24 protein-coding genes are annotated in these 25,723 nt (G+C 62.5%); 5 read left to right on the top strand and 19 right to left on the bottom strand.

Annotation, left to right across the window (positions count from 1 at the left end):
- Nucleotides 1-146: 146 nt before the first annotated feature.
- The 12 genes from AC4PS6_RS17660 to AC4PS6_RS17715 all read right to left on the bottom strand — a co-directional run bounded on the left by AC4PS6_RS17660 (nucleotide 147) and on the right by AC4PS6_RS17715 (nucleotide 13,931).
- Nucleotides 147-1,550 carry an amidase gene (locus tag AC4PS6_RS17660; RefSeq protein WP_137270578.1) on the bottom strand — a complete coding sequence of 468 codons (1,404 nt, stop codon included), beginning with the start codon at nucleotides 1,548-1,550 and terminating at the stop codon, nucleotides 147-149.
- The gene (locus tag AC4PS6_RS17665; RefSeq protein ID WP_492180887.1) at nucleotides 1,547-2,815 is read right to left on the bottom strand and encodes a Zn-dependent hydrolase; all 1,269 of its coding nucleotides are present in this window, start codon (nucleotides 2,813-2,815) and stop codon (nucleotides 1,547-1,549) included. Before AC4PS6_RS17665 ends, AC4PS6_RS17660 begins: the two co-directional genes overlap by 4 nt.
- A 13-nt stretch (nucleotides 2,816-2,828) precedes the next feature.
- Entirely contained in the window at nucleotides 2,829-3,524 is a 696-nt protein-coding gene (locus AC4PS6_RS17670) for an ABC transporter ATP-binding protein (RefSeq protein ID WP_003192343.1), read from the bottom strand.
- Complete coding sequence (locus AC4PS6_RS17675; RefSeq protein ID WP_014719039.1) at nucleotides 3,524-4,273, bottom strand: ABC transporter ATP-binding protein; 750 nt, start codon at nucleotides 4,271-4,273, stop codon at nucleotides 3,524-3,526. Before AC4PS6_RS17675 ends, AC4PS6_RS17670 begins: the two co-directional genes overlap by 1 nt.
- On the bottom strand, nucleotides 4,270-5,280 hold the full coding sequence (locus AC4PS6_RS17680) for a branched-chain amino acid ABC transporter permease (protein ID WP_032902364.1): 1,011 nt from the start codon (nucleotides 5,278-5,280) through the stop codon (nucleotides 4,270-4,272). The genes AC4PS6_RS17675 and AC4PS6_RS17680 overlap by 4 nt, the downstream gene beginning before the upstream one ends.
- Before the next feature lies 1 nt (nucleotide 5,281).
- Nucleotides 5,282-6,142: a branched-chain amino acid ABC transporter permease gene (locus tag AC4PS6_RS17685; protein ID WP_020301305.1), complete on the bottom strand. Its 861-nt coding sequence runs from the start codon at nucleotides 6,140-6,142 to the stop codon at nucleotides 5,282-5,284.
- 57 nt (nucleotides 6,143-6,199) lie between these two features.
- The gene (locus AC4PS6_RS17690) at nucleotides 6,200-7,402 is read right to left on the bottom strand and encodes an ABC transporter substrate-binding protein (RefSeq protein ID WP_038450627.1); all 1,203 of its coding nucleotides are present in this window, start codon (nucleotides 7,400-7,402) and stop codon (nucleotides 6,200-6,202) included.
- A 237-nt stretch (nucleotides 7,403-7,639) separates the two neighbouring features.
- A complete protein-coding gene (locus tag AC4PS6_RS17695) occupies nucleotides 7,640-8,407 on the bottom strand; it encodes a FadR/GntR family transcriptional regulator (protein WP_014719035.1) in 768 nt (255 codons plus the stop codon).
- Nucleotides 8,408-8,515: 108 nt separating this feature from the next.
- Entirely contained in the window at nucleotides 8,516-9,271 is a 756-nt protein-coding gene (locus AC4PS6_RS17700) for an alpha/beta fold hydrolase (protein WP_058410698.1), read from the bottom strand.
- A gap of 107 nt (nucleotides 9,272-9,378) precedes the next feature.
- Nucleotides 9,379-10,791 carry an efflux transporter outer membrane subunit gene (locus AC4PS6_RS17705; protein ID WP_336827509.1) on the bottom strand — a complete coding sequence of 471 codons (1,413 nt, stop codon included), beginning with the start codon at nucleotides 10,789-10,791 and terminating at the stop codon, nucleotides 9,379-9,381.
- Entirely contained in the window at nucleotides 10,784-12,757 is a 1,974-nt protein-coding gene (locus AC4PS6_RS17710) for a MacB family efflux pump subunit (protein ID WP_058410696.1), read from the bottom strand. Before AC4PS6_RS17710 ends, AC4PS6_RS17705 begins: the two co-directional genes overlap by 8 nt.
- Nucleotide 12,758: 1 nt before the next feature.
- The gene (locus AC4PS6_RS17715) at nucleotides 12,759-13,931 is read right to left on the bottom strand and encodes an efflux RND transporter periplasmic adaptor subunit (protein ID WP_014719031.1); all 1,173 of its coding nucleotides are present in this window, start codon (nucleotides 13,929-13,931) and stop codon (nucleotides 12,759-12,761) included.
- A 336-nt stretch (nucleotides 13,932-14,267) separates the two neighbouring features.
- Here AC4PS6_RS17715 and AC4PS6_RS17720 point away from each other — a divergent pair, with 336 nt between their 5' ends.
- The 4 genes from AC4PS6_RS17720 (at nucleotide 14,268) to AC4PS6_RS17735 (ending at nucleotide 18,406) form a co-directional block, all read left to right on the top strand.
- Nucleotides 14,268-14,750 carry a sigma-70 family RNA polymerase sigma factor gene (locus AC4PS6_RS17720; RefSeq protein WP_014719030.1) on the top strand — a complete coding sequence of 161 codons (483 nt, stop codon included), beginning with the start codon at nucleotides 14,268-14,270 and terminating at the stop codon, nucleotides 14,748-14,750.
- Nucleotides 14,751-14,869: 119 nt separating this feature from the next.
- Nucleotides 14,870-16,207, top strand: coding sequence for a lysine N(6)-hydroxylase/L-ornithine N(5)-oxygenase family protein (locus AC4PS6_RS17725; RefSeq protein WP_103452172.1), 1,338 nt, complete (start codon nucleotides 14,870-14,872; stop codon nucleotides 16,205-16,207).
- A 100-nt stretch (nucleotides 16,208-16,307) separates the two neighbouring features.
- Entirely contained in the window at nucleotides 16,308-17,528 is a 1,221-nt protein-coding gene (locus AC4PS6_RS17730) for a putative DNA modification/repair radical SAM protein (protein WP_014719028.1), read from the top strand.
- The gene (locus AC4PS6_RS17735; protein WP_020301302.1) at nucleotides 17,525-18,406 is read left to right on the top strand and encodes a TIGR03915 family putative DNA repair protein; all 882 of its coding nucleotides are present in this window, start codon (nucleotides 17,525-17,527) and stop codon (nucleotides 18,404-18,406) included. Before AC4PS6_RS17730 ends, AC4PS6_RS17735 begins: the two co-directional genes overlap by 4 nt.
- 127 nt (nucleotides 18,407-18,533) lie before the next feature.
- Here AC4PS6_RS17735 and AC4PS6_RS17740 read toward each other — a convergent pair whose 3' ends face one another.
- From AC4PS6_RS17740 to ctlX, 7 genes are all read right to left on the bottom strand, one after another.
- Nucleotides 18,534-19,031: an Lrp/AsnC family transcriptional regulator gene (locus AC4PS6_RS17740; RefSeq protein ID WP_014719026.1), complete on the bottom strand. Its 498-nt coding sequence runs from the start codon at nucleotides 19,029-19,031 to the stop codon at nucleotides 18,534-18,536.
- Nucleotides 19,032-19,035: 4 nt separating this feature from the next.
- Nucleotides 19,036-19,866 carry an ABC transporter ATP-binding protein gene (locus AC4PS6_RS17745; protein WP_272949497.1) on the bottom strand — a complete coding sequence of 277 codons (831 nt, stop codon included), beginning with the start codon at nucleotides 19,864-19,866 and terminating at the stop codon, nucleotides 19,036-19,038.
- A 3-nt stretch (nucleotides 19,867-19,869) separates the two neighbouring features.
- Nucleotides 19,870-20,583, bottom strand: coding sequence for an ABC transporter permease (locus AC4PS6_RS17750; protein WP_336827511.1), 714 nt, complete (start codon nucleotides 20,581-20,583; stop codon nucleotides 19,870-19,872).
- Entirely contained in the window at nucleotides 20,580-21,281 is a 702-nt protein-coding gene (locus tag AC4PS6_RS17755; protein WP_014719023.1) for an ABC transporter permease, read from the bottom strand. The genes AC4PS6_RS17750 and AC4PS6_RS17755 overlap by 4 nt, the downstream gene beginning before the upstream one ends.
- 138 nt (nucleotides 21,282-21,419) lie before the next feature.
- Nucleotides 21,420-22,199: an ABC transporter substrate-binding protein gene (locus AC4PS6_RS17760; RefSeq protein WP_014719022.1), complete on the bottom strand. Its 780-nt coding sequence runs from the start codon at nucleotides 22,197-22,199 to the stop codon at nucleotides 21,420-21,422.
- A 227-nt stretch (nucleotides 22,200-22,426) separates the two neighbouring features.
- Nucleotides 22,427-23,473: an ornithine cyclodeaminase gene (gene ocd / locus AC4PS6_RS17765; protein WP_336827512.1), complete on the bottom strand. Its 1,047-nt coding sequence runs from the start codon at nucleotides 23,471-23,473 to the stop codon at nucleotides 22,427-22,429.
- Between the two features lie 11 nt (nucleotides 23,474-23,484).
- A complete protein-coding gene (ctlX, locus tag AC4PS6_RS17770; protein WP_020301300.1) occupies nucleotides 23,485-24,411 on the bottom strand; it encodes a citrulline utilization hydrolase CtlX in 927 nt (308 codons plus the stop codon).
- A 283-nt stretch (nucleotides 24,412-24,694) separates the two neighbouring features.
- Here ctlX and AC4PS6_RS17775 point away from each other — a divergent pair, with 283 nt between their 5' ends.
- Nucleotides 24,695-25,588, top strand: coding sequence for a GNAT family acetyltransferase (locus AC4PS6_RS17775; protein WP_081036837.1), 894 nt, complete (start codon nucleotides 24,695-24,697; stop codon nucleotides 25,586-25,588).
- Nucleotides 25,589-25,723: the final 135 nt, after the last annotated feature.

Genomic DNA, 25,723 nt, shown 5'->3' on the forward strand with positions numbered 1-25,723 from the left:
GAGCGGCTCGCTTCGCATCGTGGTTACCGTTGGCTGCTACAACCTACAAAATTGTGTAGAAGCTGCGACGGCGGTGTGTCAGAGGCCAATGTGCTGATTGAACCAGCGCTATCGCAGGCAAGCCAGCTCCCACAGTTGTAGGTATTTCAGGTCGGGATTTTCGGTGTGTGCAAGTGCGCTGTGGGGAATGCCTGTGCATACGCGTGACACACCCTAAGTACCTGCTCATCGGCAAACCGCGCGCCCACCACATGCAAGCCCACTGGCAAGCCATTTGCCGCCAACCCGCAGGGCACTGACGCCGCCGGTTGCTGGGTGAGGTTGAACGGGTAGGTGAACGGCGTCCATTCCATCCACTCAGTCATTCCCGAACCCGGCGGTACGTTGTGCCCGGCTTCGAACGCGGTGATCGGCATCATCGGTGACACCAGCACATCGTAATGCTCATGGAAAGCCGCCATCCGTGCGACCAGCGCCGCCCGGGCTTCCAGGGCTGCGTTGAAATCATCCAGGCTCAAGCGCTCGCCCCGTTGTGCAATGCGTAGCAGCCCTGGGTCCAGAAGTTGCCTTTGCGCCTCGCTCATCGTGCCGGTCAGGCGTGCTGCGCCGGCAGCCCATAGGGTGCTGAACACCTCCAGCGGGTCGCTGAAACCGGGGTCGATCTGCTCGACATGGGCGCCCAGTTGCACCAGGCCCTGCACAGCCCGATCCACTACCTGGGCAACTTGCGGGTCGACTTTCACATAGCCGAACGTGGGGCTATAGGCGACACGCAACCCTTTCAAGTCCGTTCCTGGAATGAGCCAGGGCGTGGTTCGCGGCGCACCGATCAAGCCGTCCCGTGCATCCGGTCGCGCCACGGCTTGCAGCATCAGCACGCTGTCTTCCACGGTGCGCGTCATCGGCCCCAGGTGCGACAGAATCGTCATGGAACTGGCCGGCCATTGCGGTACATAGCCGAAAGTCGGCTTGATCCCGAAGGTGCCGGTAAACGCACAGGGAATGCGGATCGAGCCACCGGCGTCGCTGCCCTGGTGCAGCACGCCCAGGTTCAATGCCGCCGCCGCAGCGGCGCCCCCGGACGAACCACCGGCGGTGGTGCGCGTGTCCCACGGGTTGCGGGTGATGCCATACAGCGGGTTATCGGTGACGCCTTTCCAGCCGAATTCCGGGGTGGTGGTCTTGCCCAGCAGCACCGCGCCGGCCTTGCGCATGAAGGCCGAGAAGGGCGCGTCCACGTCCCACGGGCCCTCGGCACTGGAGGTGCGCGAGCCTTTGCGCGTGGGCATACCGACCGTCAGCGTTAGGTCTTTGATCGACGCCGGCACGCCATCCAGCGCCCCGCAGGGTTCGCCCTTGAGCCAGCGTTGTTCCGACGCCCGCGCAGCGTCCAAGGCGCCTTGCGGGTCGACATGGCAGTAGGCATTCACCACCGGGTTATAGCGCTCGATGCGCAGCAACGCGTCTTCGGTGACCTCCACGGGTGACAAGGTCTTGTCGCGAAAGTGCTGCAACAGTTGCACCGCTGTCAGTTGGCCAATCTCACTCATGCCACATCCCCCTGTGCCGCCTTGACCATGGCGCGCAGCAACACCGCGCAACCCGCCGCCAGGTCATCCGGCGCGGCGTTTTCGATTTCGTTATGGCTGATGCCGCCTTCGCACGGCACAAAGATCATCCCGGCCGGGCCCAGTTCAGCGACGAAGATCGCGTCATGCCCGGCACCGCTGACAATGTCCATATGGCTCAAGCCCAATGCCTGGGCAGCCTCGCGCACGGCATTGACACAGGTCGGGTGAAAGTCCAGCGGCGGGAAGTCGGCGGTGGGCGTCAGGTCAAACGTCAAGCCGTGGCGGGCGGCCGCGTCTTCGATCACTGCGCGCACTTCATCGACCATGGCTTGCAGCTTGTCGGCGTGCAGGTGACGCAGGTCGATGGTCATGTGCACCTGGCCGGGGATCACGTTGCGCGAGCCAGGGTGCAGGTTCAGGCAGCCGACGGTGCCGCAGGCGTGAGGCTGATGCTGATGGGCGATACGGTTGACCGCGCTGACCACCTCGGCAGCGCCCACCAGGGCATCCTTGCGCAGGTGCATGGGCGTAGGGCCCGCATGCGCCTCTACGCCGGTGAGAGTCAGGTCGAACCACTTCTGGCCCAGGCAGCCCATCACCACGCCCAGGGTAATGGCCTGGTCCTCCAGCACCGGGCCTTGCTCAATATGCGCTTCGAAATAAGCGCCCACCGGATGGCCCAGCACCGCACGCGAACCGGCATAGCCGATGCGCTGCAATTCGCTGCCTACCGACAGGCCTTGGTCGTCGCGCTTGTCGAGGGTGTCCTGCAGGTCGAACTTCCCGGCAAATACCCCGGAGCCCATCATGCACGGCGGGAAGCGCGAGCCTTCTTCGTTGGTCCACACCACCACTTCCAGCGGTGCCTCGGTTTCCACCTGGAGGTCGTTGAGGGTGCGCAGCACTTCCACACCGGCCAGCACGCCGAAGCAACCGTCGAACTTGCCGCCGGTGGGCTGGGTGTCGATATGGCTGCCGGTCATGACCGGGGGCAGGGCGGGGTTGCGGCCAGGACGGCGGGCGAAGATATTGCCGATGGCATCCACACTGATGCTGCACCCGGCGGCCTCGCACCACTGCACAAACAGGTCGCGGGCCTGGCGGTCCAGGTCGGTGAGGGCCAGGCGACACACGCCGCCCTTGGCCGTGGCGCCGAGCCGGGCCAGGTCCATCAGCGACTGCCACAAGCGGTCGCGGTTGATCAGCGGGGCATTGCTCTGGAGCGGTTGCGCAAGACTATTCATCAGGAATCTCCACTCAGGCACTCAAGGCCAGGTAACGGTTTTTGATCGTCGGGTCGGCGCGGAAGTCAGCGGCGCTGCCTTCGTACACCACGCGGCCCTGTTCGAGCACGTAATGGCGGTCGGCGAGCTTGTCGCAGACCATCAGGTTCTGTTCCACCAGCAACACCGGCAGGCCCTCGTCCTTGACCTTGCGCAGGATCTTCACCAGCTCGTCAACGATCACCGGGGCCAGGCCTTCAGTGGGTTCGTCGAGAATCAGCAGCTTGGGGTCGTTCAGCAGGGCGCGGGCGATGGCGAGCATCTGCTGTTCGCCGCCGGACAACGCATGGCCGGCGTTTTTGCGCCGCTCCTTGAGGCGCGGGAACATGGCGTACACGTCTTCCAGTTGCCAGCGGCTGTGTTTGCGGGCGGCGATGCGCAGGTTTTCTTCCACCGTCAGCAGGCGGAAAATCCCGCGGTTTTCCGGCACCAGCGCCAAGCCCTGGCGCGCAATTTCGAAAATCTTCTGCCCCACCAACGCCTGGCCGTTGAAGTGGATCTGGCCCTGGCGCGGGCAGATGATGCCGAGGATGCTACGCAGGGTGGTGGTCTTGCCGGCACCGTTACGGCCCAGCAGGGTCACCAGTTCGCCAGGATTGACGCTCAGCGACACGCCCTCCAGCACATGGCTCTTGTCGTAGTAGGAATGGATATTCTCGACGATCAGCATCAGGCAGCCTCCCCAAGATAGGCAGTACGCACACGTTCATCGGCGCGCACGAACTCCGGCGTGCCTTCCACCAGAATCTGCCCATGGCTCATCACCGTGATGCGTTGGCTGATGGACATGACGATGCTCATGTTGTGTTCGATCAACAGCACCGTATGGTCGCGCCCAAGGTCGCTGATCAGTTGGGTCATGATCGGGATATCGTCGATGCCCATGCCCGAGGTGGGCTCGTCGAGCATCAACAGTTTGGGTTTGGAGCAGATCGACATGCCCACCTCCAGTACCCGTTGCTGGCCGTGGGACAACTCACCGGCCAGGGTGTCGGCGCGGGCCGTGAGTTGCAGGCGTTCCAGCACCTGGTCGGCCATCTCCAGGTGTTCGCGCTGGCTGTCCACCCGACGCCAGAAGTTCAAGGCACGCGAGCCATCGCGGCCCTGGGCGGCCAGGCGCAGGTTTTCGCGCACGCTGAGGTTCTGGAACAGGCTGGTGAGCTGGAACGAACGCGCCATGCCCAGGCCGACGCGGCCGTGGGCGGGCTTGCGCATCAGGTTCTTGCCGTCGAAATGGATCGCTCCGGCGGTGGCCTGGCGTTCGCCCGTCAGGCAATGAAACAGGCTAGTCTTGCCGGCGCCATTGGGGCCGATGATGGTGTGGATGGTGCCGGCTTCGACCTTGAGGTTGACGCCATTGACCGCATGGAACGCGCCGTAGGCCAGCTCCAGGTTCTGGGTTTCCAGCAAGATACTCATAGCCCGTCCTCCTTGGCGACGACTGCGGGTTTGCGCGTGCCGCGCAGCTTTTCGAACAGCGACGCCAAGCCGCCCCACAAACCGCCGCGCATGAAGATCACCACCAGGATCAGGATCACCCCCAGCAGCATCAGCCAGCGCGGCCACAGATCGGAGAGAAAGTCACCCAGCAGCACGATGGAACCGGCGCCCAGCAGTGAGCCGAACAGCGAGCCGGTGCCGCCGACGATGGTCATGATCAGGATGTTCTCGGACATCGCCAGGTCGATATTCGACAGCGGCACAAAGTGCAACAGCATGGCGTACAGCGCCCCGGCAATCCCGGTGACCGCGCCGGACAGCACGAACACCAGGATCTTGAAGTGACGCGTGTCGTAGCCGATGGCCGAGGCGCGGGTTTCATTCTCGCGGATCGCCATCAGCGTGCTGCCGAACGGCGAGGCGATCACCCGGCGTGCGCCGATGAAAATCAGCAGGAACAGCACCGCGACAAAACCGTAGAAGGCGCGGGCATCGGCCAGGGACAGCAGCACGGTGTCACCCACACGAATTTCCGGGCGTGGCACGCTGAGCAGGCCGTTGTCGCCGCCGGTCCAGTCGCTCAGGGTGTAGGCGACGAAGTAGGCCATCTGGCTGAACGCCAACGTGAGCATCACGAAGTAAATGCCCGTTCGCCGAATCGCCAGGGCACCCACCAGCAAAGCCAGCACGCCACCGGCCAGCGCCGCGCCCAGCAACGCCATGAACAGGCCCAGTTGCAGGTGGATCATCAACAGCGCCGCACAATAAGCACCGGCACCAAAGAAGATGCCTTGGCCGAAGGACAGCAGCCCGGTATAGCCCAGCAGCAGGTTGCAGGCCAGGGCGGCCATGGCAAAGATCAGGATCTCGGTGGCCAGGGTCGCCGAGGGCAACACCAGCGGCAGGCCGATCAGCACGGCCAGCACCCACAGCAACATGGCTCTGGATTGGGTCTTGGCAAACGGCAGGGGGTTTTTCTCGCTCATGTCAGGCTCTCCCGAACAGGCCGTAAGGGCGTACCAGGATCACCACGGCCATGGCGCCGTAGATCATCAGGCTCGCACCCTGGGGCCAGAGTGTGGTCATCAGGCTTTGCACCACGCCCACCAGCAAACCGCCGACCAGCGCACCGCTGAACGAGCCCATGCCGCCGATCACCACCACCACGAAGGCGATGCCGAGAATCTCCGGGCCGACGAAGGGCTGGGCGCCGCGCAAGGGCGCGAACAACACCCCGGCGACACCGGCCAGGGCGACGCCGAGGGCGAAGGTCATGGAGAACAGGCGGAAAATATTGGTGCCCAGTAGCGACACGGTTTCGGTGCTTTCACTGCCGGCGCGCACCAGGGCACCGAAGCGCGTGCGCTCCAGCAGCAGCCACAGGCCCAGGCCCACCAGCCCGGAAAACACGATGAGGAACAGGCGGTAGTAGGGATAGACAAAATCACCCACTACCAGCACGCCGCGCAACAGTTCCGGCACGGCGACGCTTTTGCCCACCGGGCCCCAGATCATCACGCTGGCTTCCTGGATGATCAGAGCGATCCCCAAGGTCACCAGAATCTGGAACATGTGCGGCAAGTGGTAGATACGCTGGATCAACAAGCGCTCAATCACCCAGGCCAACGCAGCCACCACCAACGGCGCGATCAGCAACGCCAGCCAGAAGCTGCCGGTGAGGCTTACCGCGGTGTAGCAGATGTAGGCGCCGAGCAGGAAGAACGCGCCGTGGGCGAAGTTGACGAAGTTGAGCAGGCCGAAAATGATCGTCAGCCCCACCGCGATCAGGAAGTAGATCATCCCTAACCCAAGGCCGTTGAGGATCTGGAACAGGTACAGATTAAGCATGCAGGCACCCTCCGCAGGTGGCCGCTTGCGCGGCCCTGCGCGACAAAAGTTAAGCGGTCAGCCGAGTGTGCAGCCCGTCGCCTCGACTGCGGGGAACGACTGGCCAGCGCTGAGCACTTTGGCCAGGTCGTCCTTGTCGGCCATGTCACCGCTGGCCTTGCCGATCAGCAGGTAGTAATCCTTGATCACCTGGTGGTCGCCGGCGCGGATCGACTCTTTGCCGGTCGGGCCTTCGTAGCTCAAGCCTTGCAGGGCCTTGGCTACGGTCGGGCCGTCGAAACTGCCGGTGGCGATGATGGTGTCGAGCATGACTTTGGTGCTGATGTAGTCGGCGGCCAGCGGGTAGGTGGGGTTGATGCCGTATGTGGCCTGGGTCAGCTTGACCAGCTCACGGTTGAGCGGGGTGTCGACCTGGTGCCAGTACTGCGCGCCCAGGTACACACCTTCGAGCACATCGCTGCCCAGTTCCTGGAACTGATCCAGGCCGGCAGACCACACCAGCAATACCTTCATGCGCTCCTTGATGCCGAAGTTCACGGCCTGGCGCAGGGTGTTGGACGATTGGCTGCCAAAGTTGAGCAGCACCAGCACATCGGGCTTGGTGGAAATGGCGTTGGTCAGGTAACCGGAAAACTCCTGTTCCTGCAGTGAGTGGTAGCTGTTGCCCACGTGTTCCAGGCTATGTTCCTTGAGCACGTTTTTGGCCCCTTCGAGCAAGGCTTCGCCGAACACGTATTGCGGGGTGATGGTGTACCAGCGCTTGGCGTCCGGCAGCAACTTGATCAGCGGCACCATGGTTTCGCGGATCGCACCGTAGGTGGGCACTGACCAGCGGAAGGTCGCCTTGTTGCAGTCCTTGCCTGTGACTTCATCGGCGCCCACCGGGGTCATGAACACGCCGCCGACCTTGTCCACTTCCTTGGCCACCGCCAGGGCGGAAGACGACAGCGTGCAGCCCTGGAAGAACCGTGCGCCGTCCTGCGCGATGGCCTCTTGCACCTTGCGCACCGCCTTGCCGGCGTTGCCTTCGGTATCGATGACCTTGTAGTTCAGCGGGCGGCCGAGCAAGTCGGGGTGTTGTTGCACCGCCAGGCGTGAACCCATGTCGGCAAATTTGCCATAGCTGGCAAAGGCGCCAGACATGGACTTGAGGCCGTAAAAGGTAAAGGGCTCGGCGGCGAATGCCGAACGCACGCTCAGCGGAAGGCTGAGGGCGGCGGCGGCGGTGAGGCTGGCTTTCAATAACGTACGACGCTGCATGGGGTGACTCCCTGGTTTAGTTATTGGCAGGAGCGGCAAGGGCGATACGGTGGAGCAAGGGCCTGTGGGCAGGCTTGTTATTGGATAACTCGATTTCGCGGGGGAACGGGGTCAAATGTGGGAGCTGGCTTGCCTGCGATGGCTTCTACTCGGTCCCTCTGTAACACCGAGGCGCCCGCATCGCAGGCAAGCCAGCTCCCACATTGAACGGGTTCCCACATTGGATGGTTGGTGTGTTTAAGAGTGGTCGAACTCCAAGAGGAAGTGCGGGCTCACCTGGCCTTCCAGCGCGGTCATGTGGTGTTCGGCATCGCACATGTGTTCATGCATCAAGCTGCGCACCGCGCTTTCATCCCCGGCACGAAAGGCGATCAGCAGTTGCTTGTGATAGTCGAGGTTGGCCGCATCGAACTGCTTGCGCTTGGGCTTGTAGGCCTTTTTCAGCACCACCAGGTCGCGCAGCAAGTCATTGAGGAACTGCGCCATGAAACTCAGCAGCGGGTTGGGGCAGGCCCGGGCCAGCAGGTTGTGGAACTCCAGTTCCGCCAGGCGTTGTTCGCGCTGGCCGGCTTCGCTGTCTTCGGGGGCGCTGCAAAAATCCACGTTGGCTTGCAGGGCCAGGTAGTCGTCTTCGCTCAAACGCCCCAGCACCGACACCGCCAACTCCACTTCGATGACCTTGCGCAGTTGGTAGACCTGCTCGCCGTCCAGGTGCTGGAAATGCAGGTAATTGCGCAGGGCGCGGCTGGCCGGCTCGGTGCCGGCCTGGTTCAAGTACGCCCCGCCACTGGGGCCGGTGCGCGTGCTCACCAGGCCCTCCACTTCCAACGCCTTGAGCGCTTCGCGTGCCGAACCCTTGGAACACTGGAAGCTTTCCATCAGCTCGCGTTCGGTGGGCAGGCGATCGCCGGGCTTCAAGGCGTCGGTGACGATCGAGCGCTTGACCGACTCGACAATCACATCGGACAGCTTCTGGCGTTTGCGGCGTAACGGACGACTCAGCATGGCGGTGATTTATCGTATTAATGCGGATAAATAGCACTTAATAACGATTGGGCAGGTGCGTCAACGCAAGGGGTCGTTTTCGGTGAATAGGGGTCGTAAATGCGCAGGTTATTCCCAGGCGCCCAAATCCAGGCAGCGTGCGGTCGCCGGCGGCTGTTTGCCATAAGCGAGAAAATCCCCTAGCCAGCGGCTCACACAGCCGTCAGCGCCTGCGTGTGCCGACTCCTTGAGCAAGAGCTGCTCGACACCAGCGGCGAGCGCTTCGCCAGGCTCGGTATTGATCAGCACCATGCGCCCGACGCGCTCGGGAAACAGCGTGCCATAGCGGCTGCCCAGGCGCGTGGCAGCGGCGTTGCCCAGGTAGTTGAGGCGCGCCTCGCCCAATTGCCCGCGCACGTACTCCATGTCCCGGGCGGCCTGTTCCACGGCATTGCCCTGGCGCAGGTCGCGGGTGCTCAGCTCGATCACGTCGTAGCGGTCGACCAGGGTGCGATAGGCGGTGGTGGCAAGCGATTCCCAGCGGCTGGCCAAGTGAAGGACGAAAGGTGCGCCTTTGACCCGCTGGGGGTCGCCGGCCTGGATGAACACCACGCCTTCACGGTTGAGCGGCTGCCGTGCGCCTACCCGTGTCACGCTCAGGCGAATGCGGCCGCGCTGGGGGGCGGCATGGTCGCGGGGCACGCTGACCAGGCCGCATTGGGTGCGGCCAACCACTTCGGGGTCCAGGCGCGCTGTTGCTGTGAGTGGGCAGTCCAGCAACCAGTCGATCGCGGTGGGGGCGATCAAGGGCTCGGCCAACGCCAGGTTTGGTATCAGCCAAAAGCCGATGCAGACCAGGCCGTTTACAAAAGCGCTGGGTTTCATCATGAGGTCCTGGGCATCCGTGTGATAACGGCTTTTTTACCAAGGACCTTGGGGTGGAAAATGTAAGGTGAAGAAACAACTCGTGTAAGAAATATGAGTTTCGTTTATCAGATATCGGTGTTCCAGCCACCGCCCAATGCCTTGTACAGGGCGATGCTGGCTTGCAGGCGCGACAGGCGCAGTAGCACGTTCTGGTCTTGGGCGTCGTACAGGGTGCGCTGGGTTTGCAGTACCGTGAGCAGGTCTTCGGCGCCGGCTTCATAGCGGCTTTGGGCAATCTGGAAGGCGGCCTGCGCCTGTTGCAGCTCTTCGGTTTGCCACTGGCGTTGCTGGTCCAGGCGGGTGATGCTGCTGAGGGCTTTTTCCACATCGGCAAAGCCGTTGATGATCGCCCCACGGTAGGTTTGCAGCAGTTCATCCTGGCGTGCCCGAGCCTTGTCGCGCTCGGCGCTCAGCCGGCCATTATTGAAAATCGGCGCCATCAGGCCCGAGGTCACGGTGTAGAAGGGACTGCGCAGGATCTCTTCAGCCTTGGACGCGCCTGAGCCGAGCGTTGCGCCCAACGTCACCGTCGGTAGCATGGCCGCACGGGCCACCGTGACGTCGGCGCTGGCCGCCGCCAACTGGGCCTCGGCCTGGGCGAGGTCGGGGCGCCGGCTCAATAACTGGCTGGGCACGCCAGGCCCGATACTTGGCCAGGTCAATGCCTGAAAGGGTTCTGTGCCTAGCTCCAGGGCCTGCACGGGTTGGCCGAGCAAGGCGGCGAGGGTGATCTGCGATTCTTCGGCCGATTGCTCGATCAGCGGCAGTTGCCGTTGCTGACCGGCCACCAGGCTTTTCTGTTGTGCCAGTTCCAGGGCCGTGGCGGAACCTGCGTCGTGGCGGGTCTGCACCAGGTTCAGCACATTGCGCGCATTCGCCAGGTTGAGCTCGGCAATCTGCAGGCGCTGGCGTGCGGCCAGGGTTTGCGCGTAGCGGTCGGCGACGTTGCTGAGCAGGGTCAGCTCCACGTTGGCCTGATCGAACTCACTGGCGTGCAAGCTGTGCACGGCGCTGTCGCGGGCAGCGGCGCGGCCACCCCAGAAGTCGATTTCGTAGCTGGCCGTGAGGTTGGCGTCATAGTTGTTGACAGTCCTGTTGCTCTCGGTGGCGTCCAGCTCCGAGTTGCCGCTGCCGCGCAACAGCCGTTGACGGCTGGCGCTGAGGTTGAACTTCAGTTCCGGCAACAACGGTGCACCGGCAATTACCGCCGTGGCCTGGGCCTGGCGGACACGCGCCATGGCCGCCGCCACGTCGAAGCTGTCACGGCGGGCCTGGTCGATCAGGCGGTTCAGCGCCGGGCTGCCAAACTGCGTCCACCAACGTTGGTTGATGGCTTGGGTCGCTTCGCGTTCGGCAAAATGCCAGGCGGCGGGCGCAGCAAGGCCACTGTCGATGGCGGGCGGGTTAGTGCCGCAGGCCGTGAGCAACAGGCACACACTGAGCGCTGACAGTTGTGGAGTGAGAGATCGTTTATTCACTGGTCAACGCCTTAACCGGATCAAGCCGGGCAGCTTTACGGGCCGGCATGAAGCCGAATACGACGCCGGTGACCAGCGCACAGCCAAACGCGCCGAGCACCGCCACCAGGGAAAACTGTACCGCCACTTCAGCCAGCACCAGCACGCCGCCTACCAGCAATGCCAGGGCAATACCGAACAGGCCGCCGACCACCGAGAGCATCACCGCCTCGGTGAGAAACTGGCGCAGGATGTCGCGCTGGCGCGCCCCGGTGGCCATGCGGATGCCGATTTCACGGGTGCGTTCGCGCACGGTCATCAACATGATGTTCATCACGCCGATGCCGCCCACCAGCAGGGAAATCGCTGCAATCGAGCCGAGCATCAGCGACAGGGTGTTCTGGGTCCGTGCTTCGGCCTGGATCATCGCTGCGTCGTTGGTCAGGTGGAAGTCGCGTTTGCCGCCGTGCAGCTTTTGCATAAGCTGACTGATGGCTTGCTCGGCCTCTTGCACCTTGCGTGCATCGGCGGCGGCAATGACAACGTATTCGGGATTATAGGTGCCGAACAGGCGCACGCTGGCGGCGGTATAGGGAATGGCGACACGGTCGTCGCTGTCTTGCATCCCGGAGCTGGAGCCTTTTTCCGCCAACACGCCAATCACTTGGAAGGGCACGTTTTCGATCAGGATGTATTGGCCGATGGGGTCTAGCTGGCCTTTGAACAGTTTTTCGCGCACGCGATGGCCGATCACCGCCACCGTGGCCCCGGCGCGTTCGTCGGCTTCGGTAAAGTAGCTACCTTGGGCCACTGGCCAGTTGAAGATGTCCGGGAAGTTGGTGTCGTTGCCGCCCACATAGGCCATGTAGTCGACGTTGCCGAAGCGCACGCCGGCGTAGGTGCCGTTCACCGGCATGATGCGCTTGACCTGGGGCAATGTAGCCAATGCCGCCACATCATTGAGGGTCACGATACCTGCCGGTGTGCGCGGGTTAGGCGAAAAGCCGCTCAGATAGATGATGTTGGAGCCGAAGGCCGCCATCTGCGCCATGACCTGACGCTTGCTGCCTTCGCCCACCGCCAGCATCACTACCACCGACGCCACGCCGATGATGATCCCCAGCAGCGTCAGCGCGGTGCGGAAGCGGTTGATCCACATGACCCGCCAGGCTGCCTGCACCGCGTCCAGCAGCTCGGCTTTCCAGGCACCATTGTGTTCGGCACCGTCGGCCAGGCGCTGGCGCAGATCCACGGCTTGCAATGCGTCGCTGCCGGCCGTGACGGGCACGTGGGGGGTACTCAACGCCGAATCGCTGATGATCCGGCCGTCGCTGATCTCAATGATGCGGTTGGCATGCGCCGCGACTTCGCGGTCGTGGGTAATGAGGATAACCACATGGCCCTGGCTCGCCAATTCATCCAGCAGCACCATCACCTCGGCACCGCTGTGGCTGTCGAGGGCCCCGGTGGGTTCGTCGGCAAGGATTATATGCCCGCCGTTCATCAACGCCCGGGCAATCGAGACGCGCTGTTGCTGACCACCGGAGAGCTGGTGCGGGCGGTTGTTGGTGCGATCGGCCAGGCCCAGGCGGGTCAGCAGAGCCTTGGCACGGGCATGGCGTTCGGCAGCGCTGATACCCGCATAGATCGCCGGCATCTCAACGTTTTCCTGGGCCGAGCCGGACGGGATCAGGTGGTAGCCCTGGAACACGAAACCAAAGGCTTCGCGGCGCAGCCAGGCCAGTGCGTCGCTGTCCAGGTGCGCGACGTTTTCCCCTGCGAACAGGTAGTCGCCCACGGTGGGGCGGTCGAGGCAGCCGAGGATGTTCATCAGTGTGGATTTGCCGGAGCCGGAGGCGCCGACGATGGCAACGAACTCTCCTGCATGGATCGACAGGTCGATCCCACGCAATACGTCGACCTGCGGGCTGTCGCCGCCGCCGTAGGATTTGCGGATGTTCTTGAGTTCGATCAGTGGCGTGGTCACATCAACCCCCGCTGCCGCTGGCTGGGCCGATCAACAGGTGATCGCCTTCGTCCAGGCCATCCAACACTTCAACCCGCAGGCGGTCACTGATACCCAGCTGTACTTCTCGCTCCTTGATGGCGCCGTTTTTGGTCACGACCCGCGCGATCTGCTTGTCGGTGCCTTGGCTGCCGAGCAGCGCTGCGACCGGGATGGTGAGAGCGTCCCTGGCCTGGCTGGCGACGAAAAACACCTGGGTGGTCATTTCGGCCATTAACGCATTGTCAGCGTTGTCCACATCCAGCAGTACGGTGTATAGCACTACCCGGCCACTGCCGGTTTTGCTGGTACTGCTGGGGCTGCCACTGCCTTGGCTGGTTTCGTTCAGGGGCTTGGGCGGGATCGGCAGGATCTGGCGCACGGTGCTGGTCCAGCGCCGGGTGCCGCCGGCGAGGGTGGTGAAATAGGCGCTCATGCCCGGTTTGACGTGGCCGATATCGGCTTCGGACACTTCGGCCCATACGGTCATCGGCGACAGTTTGGCGATGCGCAGGATCAACGGCGTCTGTTGCTGGGCGTTGAGCGTCTGGCCGACTCGCGCATCTACCGCCACTACGGTGCCGCTCATCGGCGCGTAAATCCGCGTATAGCCCAGTTCGGCCTCGTCACTGCGCAGGCTGGCCTGGGCCTGGCGGATCTGGGCCTTGAACATGTCCACCCGCGCCTGGGTCGCACTCAGTTCGGCCTTGGCGGTTTGCACATCTTCTTCGCGGGTGGCATTCCCGGCGCTCAGGCGCTGCTGGCGCTGATACTTCTGGCGCGCCAGCTCGTGCTGGGCTTTTTGCTCCTGCAACTGGGCCTCGAGGTTTTCGATGGCGTAGCGGCTGGCGTCGAGTTTGGCCTGCTGCGTGGCAGGGTCGATCTCTACCAGTAGCTGGCCTTGCGTGACCTGGTCACCGGCCTCGACATGGATCTTGCGGATCTGTCCGGAGGCCTGGGCGCCGACGTCTACGTAGCGTCGCGGTTGCAGGGTGCCCAGGGCGGTGACACTGTTCTCAATGTCGCCGCGCACGACAGTGACCGTGGGCAAGCTATCTCGACCTGGCGGCAACAGCTGCCAGGCTGCCACTGCAAGGAGGGGGATCAGGCACACCACAGCAAGCAGGGCGAGGCGGGCGGGGCGAGGGCGTTTCATGCTTTGGTTCCAGCCAGGGAAAGGGGGCCGAGTGGCGAAGAGCTGACTGTTATACGAGAAAATTGCGCGAATATTTAGGCGTTTACATATGCAGTAACAGCTGCGTCGGCGAAAAAAACCATACGTGGGAGCAAGACTTCTTTAAAAGTAGATGAGAATTACTATAAATTGCACATACTCAAACTGCCATCATCGATGGCTGTCTGTTGGGAGCAAGTTCGCTCGCGAAAACGTCAACGATAACGCGTGCATCCAGATAAAACGATGTGCCCTCAGGTTCTTGGCGAGCAAGCACGCTCCTACAGGATCAACACCACCGGGAGGTGCTCAGGAGTCATGTTGGAAAACTACTATCGCGAGCTGGTGTGTTTCCTGAACGCCAAGCTGGGTAACCGCCAGGTGGCCGAAGATGTGGTGCATGACGCCTATGTGCGGGTGCTGGAGCGCGTAAGCGATACGCCAATCGAGCAGCCTCGCGCGTTTCTTTACCGCACGGCACTGAACCTGGTGATCGACGGCCATCGGCGTAATGCCTTGCGTCAGTCCGAGCCTCTTGAGGTGCTGGACAGCGAAGAGCGCTTCGCCGCCTGTTCCCCCCACACCAGCCACCACCAGGGCCAGCGCCTGGAGATGCTCGAGCGCGCCTTGGCCGAGTTGCCGGCGGCCTGTCGCGACAGTTTCCTGTTGCGCAAACTCGAAGGCCTGTCCCACGTGCAAATCGCCGAACGCCTGTGCATTTCCCGCAGCCTGGTGGAAAAACACATCGTCAATGCGATGAAGCACTGCCGGGTGCGCATGCGCGAGTGGGAAGCGCACTGATCGGCTGTTAGTTAAATTTTATTTCACTGTCCTCGTTTCCTATCAACACACGGCCTGTTGTTCAGGCCATGAAGGTATTCCCGCCCCACCGCCATGGGGCTTATCCAGAGGACACTGGAATGACACAGGCAATTGCTTCGCCCGCGGTTCATGACCTGATCGGGATCGGTTTCGGCCCTTCGAACCTGGCGCTGGCCATCGCCCTGCAGGAGCGTGAAAAGGCCCAGGGCAAGCTGGACGTGCTGTTTCTCGACAAACAAGCCGACTACCGCTGGCACGGCAATACCCTGGTGACCCAGAGCGAACTGCAGATTTCCTTCCTCAAGGACCTGGTGACCCTGCGCAACCCCACCAGCCCGTACTCCTTCGTCAACTACCTCAAGGCCCACGAACGCCTGGTGGACTTCATCAACCTGGGCACCTTCTATCCCTGCCGCATGGAGTACAACGACTACCTGCGCTGGGTGGCGGGGCAGTTCCAGGCCCAGGCCAACTACGGCGAGGAAGTGCTGGCCATCGAGCCGATCCTGCATCAGCAGCAGGTCGAGGCGTTGCGCGTGATCTCCCGTGATGCCCAGGGCGAGCAGCATGTGCGCACCACCCGTTCGGTGGTGGTCAGCGCCGGCGGCACACCGCGCATCCCCGAGGCATTCAAGGCGCTCAAGGGCGATAGCCGGGTGTTTCACCATTCCCAGTACCTGGAGCGCATGGCCAGCCAGCCGTGCGTAGACGGCAAGCCGATGCGCATCGCCGTGATCGGCGGTGGCCAGAGCGCGGCCGAAGCCTTTATCGACCTCAATGACAGCTTCCCGTCGGTGCAGGTCGATATGATCCTGCGCGGCTCGGCGCTCAAACCGGCCGACGACAGCCCGTTCGTCAACGAAGTGTTCTCGCCGGCCTTTACTGACCTGGTGTTCCAGCAAGTCGGTGCCGAGCGTGAGCGTTTGGTCGCCGAGTACCAGAACACCAACTACTCGGTGGTGGACCTGGACCTGATCGAGCGCATCTACGGGATTTTCTACCGCCAGAAAGTCTCCGGCATCGCCCGCCAGGCGTTCCGCACCCTGACCATAGTGGAGAAGGCCACCGCCGGCCCGCTGGGCATCGAACTGGCCCTGCGCAATACCGCCACCGGCGAAACCAGCCTCAACCATTACGACGCGGTAATCCTGGCCACCGGCTACGAGCGCCAGATGCACCGTGAACTGCTGGCGCCGCTGCAAGCCTACATGGGCGACTTTGAAGTGGCCCGCGACTACCGCATCGTCACCGACGAGCGCTGCAAGGCTGGCATCTACATCCAGGGCTTCAGCCAGGCCAGCCATGGCTTGAGCGATACCTTGCTGTCGGTGTTGCCGATTCGGGCGGATGAGATTGCGGCGTCGCTGTATGCGCTGGACCATCACCGTGGCAAGGCGTGTTCGGTGCAGGACCTGCTCCTGGCCACCGCCAGCTGACCGATCCGCTTATTGTGGCCAGAGCTTGCTCCTACAGACGGCACTTGTGACAAAGTGTGGCTATTGGTACTGTACAAAAAACCAGTATCGGTAGCCCTCCATGCAGTTGATCGAAAAACTCAGCATCCTCGCCGACGCCGCCAAGTACGACGCGTCCTGCGCCAGCAGTGGCGCGCCCAAGCGCAGTTCCGAGGGCAAGGCGGGGCTGGGTTCCACCAATGGCATGGGCATCTGCCACAGCTACACGCCCGATGGCCGTTGCGTGTCGTTGCTCAAGGTGTTGCTCACCAACTTCTGCCTCTACGACTGCCAATACTGCGTCAACCGCCGCTCCAGCGACGTGCCCCGTGCGCGCTTCAGCCCGGAGGAGGTGGTCACCCTGACCCTGGATTTCTACAAGCGCAATTGCGTCAGCGGGCTGTTCCTCAGCTCCGGCATCATCCGTTCGTCGGACTACACCATGGAGCAACTGGTGCGGGTCGCCAAACTGCTGCGCGAAGAGCATGACTTTCGCGGTTATATCCACCTCAAGACCATCCCCGATGCCGACCCGGCCCTGATCGCCGAGGCTGGCCGTTATGCCGATCGCCTCAGTGTGAATATCGAACTGCCCACCGACGCCAGCCTGCAAACCCTGGCGCCCGAGAAGCAGATCGGCTCGATCAAGCAGGCCATGCAGACCATCTACACCGGCGAACAGACGGTGCTCAACGAACCCCGCGCGCCACGTTTCGCCCCGGCCGGGCAGAGCACGCAGATGATCGTCGGCGCCGACGACACCGACGACAGCACCATCCTGCACGGTGCCGAGGCGTTGTACGGTAATTTCAAGCTGCGCCGCGTGTATTACTCGGCGTTCAGCCCCATCCCCAACAGCCCGAAAAGCGTACCCCTGGCCGCGCCGCCCTTGATGCGCGAGCACCGCTTGTACCAGGCTGATTTCCTGCTGCGCAGCTACGGTTTCAGCGCCAATGAGCTGTTCGCCGGCCCCGGTGACCTGGCACTGGATATCGACCCCAAGCTGGCGTGGGCCCTGGAGCATCGCGAGGTGTTCCCCCTGGACCTCAACCGCGCCGAGCCGACCCTGATCGCACGTATCCCCGGCATCGGCCTGCGCACCACCCAGCGCCTGGTCGACCTGCGCCGTGAGCGCAAGATCCGCTTCGAAGACCTGGCGCGCATGCGCTGCGTGCTGGCCAAGGCCAAGCCGTTTTTCATCACCAGCGACTACCACCCGCAGCAGGCCGACAGCACCAGTGTGTTGTTGCGCGAACAATTGCGGGACCGTCCGCAGCCGCAACAGATGGGGTTGTGGGGATGATCAGCCTGGAGTGCGACAACCTGTTCAGCACCTGGCGCGAACAGGCCCGCTGGTTGCTCAGCCATCAGGTCGACCCCAGCCAGGTCAGCTGGGGCGAGGCGCAGGCGGCGGACCTGTTCGCTACCGATGAACCTATCCCACCAGGGATGGGGCCGTTTCAGGCGCGCATACCCAAGGCGTTGTTGCAATTGTTGGAGTCCGCTGCCTGTTATCAAGGTGATCAGCGCTGGAGCCTGTTGTATGAAGTGCTATGGCGGGTCAGCCACGGTGATCGCACGGCCATGCTGGCAGGTGACAAGCTTGGCAGCGAGTTGCAGCGGCGCATCAAGCAAGTCAGCCGGGAGGCCCACCACTTGCACGCGTTTGTGCGCTTCATCGCGCTGCCGGCCGAGGCAGGGCCGGAACTGCCGGAGTACGTGGCCTGGCATGAGCCGGCCCATGACATTCTCAAGAGCGCCAGCGAGCATTTTATCGGGCGCATGGGCCGCCATCGCTGGATGATCGCCACGCCCCTGGACGGGGTCTATTACGACGGCGAGCAATTGATTCATCAGCGCCAGTGCCCCGAGGCCTGGCAGCAACTGGCGCAGAATGTTGAAGATCCCCACAGCGCCATGTGGCTGACCTACTACAGCCACATCTTCAACCCGGCACGCTTGAACCCTAAGGTGATGGAAGGGCATTTGCCCAGCCGCTTCTGGAAGAATTTGCCGGAGGGCAAGTTGATTCCAGGGTTGATCAGCGAGGCGCGTACGGGCAAGCAGAAGGATGGGCAGGCGAAGCTGGTGGGGGCCAAGCCAGGCAAAAGAATTGCAAACCCGGTCAATGTGGGAGCTGGCTTGCCTGCGATAGCGGTCGACCCGTCAGATGTGGGGTGACTGATTGATCGTTCCCACGCTCTGCGTGGGAATGCCACCCTGGACGCTCCGCGTCTGCTCTTGAAGTTGTGACGCGGAGCGTCATTGGATGCATTCCCACGCAGAGCGTGGGAACGAGCCAGCTGGATCAGGCCAGTTCGGTCGCGGTGTTCTTGACCACCGCCAACTCCGGATGCGCCACCAGCTTATCAATGTGCAACTCATCATTGTTCAACCAGGTCTCGGTCAGCACCCGGTAATGTTCCATATCCCGGCAGCGCATGCGCAGGCTGTAGTCGAACGGCCCGCTGATCAACTGGCATTCGAATACCTGCGGGCAGGCTTTCACGCAGGCTTCGAAGGCCTTTTGCGCCGAGCGCCCGCTTTGGTTGGACAGGGCCACCAGCACCAGCAGCGACAGCCCCGGTGAGACCATCTGCACATCGATGATCGCCCCATACCCACGGATCACCCCGCGTCGTTCCAGCTTGCGCACCCGTTCCAGGCAGGGCCTGGGGGTGAGGTGCACCAGCGACGAGAGCTTTTCGTAGGTAATACGCCCCTGATGCCTGAGTACGTCGATGATCGCTTCGTCGATGCGATCCAGCGTAGGGGAAGAATGGGGTCCGTGGGCCTTGGTATCCATGAGTTCACTTCAAACGGTTGGAAAGAAATTGCTGCAAGCGTTCGCTGGTGGGATGGTCGAGGATCTCGGCGCCGCCGTGTTCTTCGACTCGGCCCTGGTGCAGGAACAGCACTTGGCTGGACACCTGGCGGGCAAAGCCCATTTCGTGGGTGACCATCAGCATGGTACGACCTTCCTCGGCCAACGTCTGTATGACTTTGAGCACTTCTCCTACAAGTTCCGGGTCCAGGGCCGAGGTGGGTTCATCGAACAGGATAATCTCCGGTTCCATTGCCAGCGCCCGCGCAATGGCCACGCGCTGCTGCTGGCCACCGGACAGGAACGCCGGGTATTGGTCCGCCACGCGGCTCGGCAGGCCGACCTTGTCCAGGTACAGCCGCGCACGTTTCTCGGCTTCGGCGGCGCTCACGTTCAGCACCCGGCGCGGGGCCATGGTGATGTTTTCCAGCACGGTCATGTGGCTCCACAGGTTGAAGTGCTGGAACACCATGGCCAGGCGCGTGCGCAGGTTTTGCAGTTGCGCCTGGTGCGGCGCACGGGTGCCGGCGCGGCCTGGTTGCATTTCGATGCTGATGCCGTCCAGGGTGATCACCCCGGCGTCAGGCTGTTCCAGAAAGTTGATGCACCGCAGCATCGTGCTTTTGCCCGAGCCGCTGGCGCCGATCAGGCTGATCACATCGCCCTGGCGTGCATTGAGGGACACGCCCTTGAGCACTTCGTGTTCGCCGTAGCGTTTATGGATACCTTCGACTTGCAGCTTGATGGCCGCCGTGGCGGTTTTGCCGACGGGTATATCCATTGGATAAGCGGCCAGGGCCTGCGCGGACTGATTCATGGGTTAGCCTCGGGTAGGAACAAGAAAGCGCATCCAGCGACGTTCGGCCAGCCTGAACAGGCCCACCAGTGCAAAGGACAGCAGCATGTAGAGCAGGGCGGCGATGCCGAAGGCCTGGAAGGTCAGGAACGTCTCGGCATTGGCATCGCGGGCGACCTTGAGGATGTCGGCGACGGTGGCGCTAAACGCCAGTGACGTGGCGTGCAGCATCAGGATCATTTCATTGCTGTAGGCCGGCAGGGCGCGACGCAATGCGGCGGGTACGATCACAAACAGGTTCAGCCGCCAGCCGTGCAGGCCATAGGCGCGTGCCGCTTCGATCTCGCCATGGGGAATGTTGCGGATTGCCCCGGCGAAGATTTCCACGGTGTAGGCGCAGGTGTTGAGCACAAACGCCAACAATGTGCAGTTCAGCGCATTGCGGAAAAACTGGTTGAGCAGGGCGTTGTCCTGCACCACTTCCAGGCTGTACAGCCCGGTGTAGCAAATCAGCAGTTGGATATACAGGGGCGTGCCACGGAACAGGTAGGTGTAAACCTCCACCGGCCAGCGCAGCCAGAAATGCTCTGAGACGCGTGCCAGCGCCAGGGGGATCGACAGGCCAAAGCCGAGCACCACCGAGATAATGAACAGCCACAAGGTCATGGCGACACCGGACAGGCCGCTGCCATCGCTGAACAGATAGGCCAGGCCGTATTGCTGGAACAGTTCGATCATCGCGCCATCCCCTTGATGCCCAGGTTATAGCGCCGTTCCAGGCGCTTGAAGATGCGGTTGGAGAGGGTGGTAATCACCAGGTACACCAGGCCCGCGAGGATCAGGAAGTACAGCGGCTCGCTGGTGGACTTGCCGGCGTTCTGCGCGGCCTTGACCAGGTCTGACAGGCCGATGATGGACACCAGCGCCGTGGACTTGAGCAGCACCAGCCAGTTATTGCCCAGGCCAGGCAGGGCAAAGCGCATCAGTTGCGGGAACAGCACCAGGTGAAAGCGCTGCCAGCGACTCAGGCCGTAGGCGGTGGCGGCTTCCAGTTGGCCCGCCGGCACACTGAGGATCGCACCCCGGAAGTTCTCGGTGAAATACGCACCGTAGATAAAGCCCAGGGTGATCACCCCGGCGGTAAACGGGTCGATTTCAACGTAGTCCCAGCCGAACGCTTCGGTCAGGTCGTTGAGCCACAGTTGCAGGCTGTAGAAGATCAGCAGGATCAGCACCAGGTCCGGCACGCTGCGGATCAACGTGGTGTAGAGCGTGGCCGGCACGCGCAGCCATTTGGCGCTGGAGAGTTTGGCGCCAGCGGCGACCAGGCCCAGCGTAAGGCTCAGAGCCAGGGCGAGGAACGCCAGCTTGAGCGTCATCCAGGCACCCTGGGCCAGCATGGGGCCGTAGCCTTGCAGGTTGAGGAGGTCGTTCATGGGGAAGATCTCGAAGGAGTGCACGGATTTACTGTGGGAGCTGGCTTGCCTGCGATAACGGTGGTGCAGTCACGGCGTGGGTGCCTGAAGCACCGCTATCGCGGGCAAGCCCGCTCCCACAGGGGCACGGGTTGCCGGTTACTCGTTGTAGATGTCCTGATCGCCAAAGTATTTCTTCTGGATCTGTGCGTAAGTGCCATCGGCCTGGACGGCGGCGATGCCCTTGTTGATCAGCTCACGCAATGCCTGGTCGTTCTTGCGTAGGCCCATGGCGATGTCCAGCGGCAGGGTCGGGTCCTTGAAGGCCGGGCCGGTCTTGAAGTCGGCGCCTTCGGGCTTGGACAGGAAGTTGAGCTGGGCTTCGAGCTTGTCCGTCAGGGTGGCGTCGAGGCGGCCGTTTTGCAGGTCGGCGTAGTTCTGTTCCTGGGACTGGTATGCCTTGATCTGTGCACCGAGCTTGGCCAGGTGCGCGCGGGCATAGGCTTCCTGCAACGAGCCTTGCAGCACGCCAACGTGCTTGCCGTTCAGCGACTCGGGGGTGTCACCGAAGGTGGCGTTTTTGCGGGTGATCACCGAGGTGGGGCTGAGGAACAGGCGGTCGGTGAAGTCGATGACTTTCTCACGAGCCGGGGTCACGGCCATGGAGGACATGATCGCGTCGAACTTGCGCGCACGCAGGGCCGGGATCATGCCGTCGAATTCGTTGTGCACCCAGGTGCATTTCACTTCGAGCTTGGCGCAGATAGCGTTGCCCAGTTCGATATCGAACCCTTGCAGGCTGCCGTCGGCGGCGACAGATTCGAAGGGCGGGTATTCGGGGAACACGCCAAACCGGATTTCTTTCCAGTCCTGGGCGTGGGCAGCGGTGGCGCACAGTGGCAACAGCAACGCAGCGAAGAGTGATCGCAGAGGAGTCATGTGTCGGTCCCTATATTTTGTAATTGATGTCAGGGGCAGTGAATAACTGGGAGCAGAGAATGCTTCATGGTGGTGCGTTTTTTGTGTCGTTTACCCCCTGCGCAAAGCGCAAATTGCGCTGTTAAAACAAGCAATGCAGCGGAATCGGCTGCGGCACCGGCAAAATCGGCTTTTAACCCACTAAAATCTGGCCTGCCCTGGTCGCAAAGTGGCAGGCCAGAGCGGTTTCAGGCGCGCTTTTTATGCTGTACCACAGGTTGCTGGGCCAGGCGTGCGAACAGGTTTTTCGGGTCGGCCAGGTCCGGCACCAGCTCCAGCTCGCTGCCCACATCCAAGGCTTTGGCCACGTCCAATACATAGCGCAGGGCCGAGTAGTCTTCGATGGCAAAACCCACCGAGTCGAACAGGGTAATTTGGCGGTCATTTTCGCGGCCCGGCTGTTGGCCGTTGATCACTTGCCACAGCTCGGTGACCGGCGAATCTTCCGGCATATGCTGGATTTCACCTTCGATGCGGCTTTGCGGTTCGTACTCGACGATCACCCGGGCGCGCTCGACGATGCGGCGGTCCAGCTCGGTCTTGCCCGGGCAGTCACCGCCCACGGCATTGAGGTGCATGCCTGGCTCGATCATCTCGTCAGTCAGGATGGTGGCGTAGGCTTTGTCCGCAGTCACGGTGGTGACAATGTCCGCGCCTTTGACTGCCTCGGCGACGCTGGCGGCCAGGATCACCTTGATCGCCGGGAACGCCTTGAGGTTGGCGGCGAGCTTGGCGGTGGCCTGGGGGTCGATGTCGAACAGGCGGATTTCAGTAATACCGAGTATGGCGTGGAAGGCCAGGGCCTGGAATTCGCTTTGGCACCCGTTGCCGATCAGCGCCATGCTGCGGCTGTTGGCGCGGGCCAGGTAGCGGGCGACCAGGGCCGAGGTGGCGGCGGTGCGGATCGCAGTGGTCAGGGTCATTTCCGCCAGCAGCACCGGTTTACCGGTGTCGACGTCGCCCAAGGCACCGAACGCCATCACGGTGAGCATGCCGGCCAGGGTGTTTTTCGGGTGGCCGTTGACGTACTTGAAGGCGTACAGCGAGGCGTCGGACACCGGCATCAGCTCGATCACCCCATCCGGTGAATGGTTGGCCAGGCGCGCGCATTTCTCGAAATCCTGCCAGCGCAGGTAGTCGGCGCGAATGTAGTCGGCCATTTCGGTGATGCAGGTTTGCAGGCCTTTTTGCGAAACCAGGTAGCTGAGGTCGTTGACGTCGATGTAACGGGTCATGGCAAGACTCCTTATTGAAATGAGTGGCGGGCCGGCAGATGCACTTCGGCCAGCATGCAGCGGGCACTGCCGCCGCCGATGCGTTCGATGTTGTCGATATTTACCACCACCGGCCGCGTATGGCGTTCCACATGCTGACGCTGCGCCGGATGCAGGGCGCCCCAGGCACTGGCGGACATCACCAGCAACGGCTGGCCGTCCCGGTCGTGGACCTCCAGCATGTTGCCGGCGAAGGCTTCCAGCTGGTCGAAGTCCAGGCTGAGGATGTCTTTGCCGGTATCACGCAGGGAGCGTTCCAGGGCCAGGCGTTCGCTGTCGTCGGGCAGGGCCTGCAGGCACACCACCGCGAGGTCGCGGCCAACGCTCATCATCACGTTGCTGTGGTAGATGGGGGCCTGGTAACGGTCCAGGGCGTGGAACACGCAGAGTTGGTAGTCGAGGCGTTCGGCAAACTGGCGCAGGGCCGCGTGGTGGGTGCGCCCCGAATGGCAGGCGTAGCTGATGCGGTGCTGGCGGTCGAGTACCATGCTGCCGGTGCCTTCCAGGAAGATGTTCTGTTGTTCCAGGTGGCTGAGATCGATGGTGGTGTTGATCGCAAAGCGCTGCTCCAAAACTTGCAGCACGCCCTTGTTGCGCTCCAGTCGGCGGTTCTGGCCTTCCATGGGGTAGAGCACCAGGCTGCCGTCGGCATGGCTGCTCCACCAGTTGTTGGGGAAGATCGAGTCGGGCGTGTGAGGCGCCGGCGTGTCCTGCACCACCAGCACCTCCACGCCGTGCTGGCGCAAGGTGTCGACATAACCGTCGAACTCCTCCAGCGCTTTGTGCTGTGCACTGAGCGGGTCCAGCGGCGGGCGTTGGAAACGGTTGTTGATCGCGGTATCCGGGTTGAAGGCAAAGCGCGCCGGGCGGATCATCAGGACGGTGTTGGTGGTTTGCATGGGGGCACGGGTCCGTTGGGGATCTTGTGCCGCTATTGTGTGCGTTGCGGGGAAAGGATCCCGGCTGAAACGGCGGGGTGGTTCAGCCAAGAAAGCTGAAAACGGGAGTGGCGCAGCCGAATCGGCTGCCAGATTGAAATACGATCAAACTGTGGGAACTGGCTTGCCTGTGATAGCGGTGTGTCAGCCCCATTCATCTGGCTGGCCCACCGCTATCGCAGGCAAGCCAGCTCCCACATTGGTATTGTGGTGATTGTTATCGCTGTGTCAGCCAGGAGGAACCATGTCTACCGCTGTTCGCCTTGCCCAACCTTCCGATGCCGAAGGTATCAGCCACGTCATCCTGGCTGCGCTGCACAGCAGCAACGCACGTGATTACCCCGCGGATGTGATTGCGCGGGTTGCCAGCAACTTCACCCCCGACGCTGTGCTGGCATTGCTCCAGCGGCGGGTAGTGTTGGTGGCGACTCAGGATCAACTGATCGTCGCTACGGCCTCACTGGATGGCAATGTGGTGCGCTCGGTGTTCGTCAACCCAGCGCTGCAAGGGCAGGGCATTGGCCGATTGTTGATGATCGAGATCGAACTGCGCGCCCGTGAAGCCGGCGTGACGGTCTTGAGCGTGCCGTCCTCGCTGACGGCGCAAGCCTTCTACGCCAAGTTGGGTTTTCACAACGTGCGTGACGTGTACCACGGCAATGAGCGCACGTTGGTGATGGAAAAAACGCTGTTGTCCCGCCACCCCATAGGGCCTTATCGCGACCGTCAACACCGTGCCCAGGTGATTGAGTTATGGCAGCAGGCGTTTGGCTATGACACCGCGCATAACCTGCCGAGCCTGGCGATTGATAAGAAACTGGCGGTCAACGACGGGTTGTTCTTCGTTGCCACCGACAACAAAGCCGTGATCGGTACCATTCTCGCCGGCTATGACGGGCATCGTGGCTGGTTGTATTCGGTGGCGGTGCATACCGACTATCGGCGCCATGGCCTGGGATCGTCGCTGGTGCGCTATGCCGAACAGGCGTTGACGGCGCTGGGTTGCATGAAGATCAACCTGCAGATCACCGGCGGCAATGACGTGGTGGTGGGGTTTTATGAGGCGTTGGGGTATGGGGTGGAGCCGAGGATCAGTATGGGCAAGAAGATTGGCGAGAATATTGCGCCACGCTCTTGAAGGCGTAGAAACCAGTGTGGGAGCTGGCTTGCCTGCGATAGCGGTGGGCCTTTGATCGTTCCCACGCTCTGCGTGGGAATGCCGCCTGGGATGCTCCGCGTCCCGCCGGACAACAGGTGACGCGGAGCGTCAGGG

This window comes from Pseudomonas sp. DW-iso17, from assembly GCF_058725345.1.